Source organism: Cupriavidus sp. 01T418, assembly GCF_056398885.1.
In genome coordinates this window covers 1-523 of record NZ_JBFTQG010000165.1, presented here as the reverse complement: position 1 = coordinate 523, position 523 = coordinate 1, and the positions used below count along the sequence as shown (strand labels likewise).

1 protein-coding gene is annotated in these 523 nt (G+C 68.8%); it reads right to left on the bottom strand.

Features of this window, described 5'->3' with window-relative positions:
- Positions 1–523, bottom strand: a 523-nt coding sequence (locus tag AC1DQ3_RS36730) for a hypothetical protein (protein WP_477124980.1), incomplete at both ends; no start/stop codon positions are given.

Below are 523 nucleotides of genomic sequence, written 5' to 3'. Positions count from 1 at the left end.
TGCGATGCCAACTCCTCGAAGAACGCTGTTCGCGCCTGGTCCAACGGCTTCTCCACGAATACAGGATCTGGCTCCTTGATGGTTGTCGACTCCGATTTGATGACTTGTGCCGGCACGTGGCTGCCAATGGCCGCAGGCTGCGCATACATTGTCTTGAAGGGCGGCTCGTGGCGCAGTCGGTTTTCCGTGGCGCCCGAGAGCAGGGACAGCTCGCTCAGGCCGAGGCCGGGCCGCTGCTCGCGCAGGCGGCGGGCGTAGGGCAGATTGGCTTCCCCGTCCCGGCGCGGCACGGCGTCGCGAATGGCGGCCAGTTCCACGGGGAGCGCCTTGAAGGCCGGCTCGCGGCGCAGATGGTTTTCCGTGGCGCCCGAGAGCAGGGACAGCTCGCTCAGGCTGAGGCCGGGCCGCTGCTCGTGCAGGCGGCGGGCATAGGGCAGACTGGCTTCCCCGTCCCGGCGCGGCACGGCGTCGCGAATGGCGGCCAGTTCCACGGAGAGCGCCTTGAAGACCGGCTCGCGGCGCA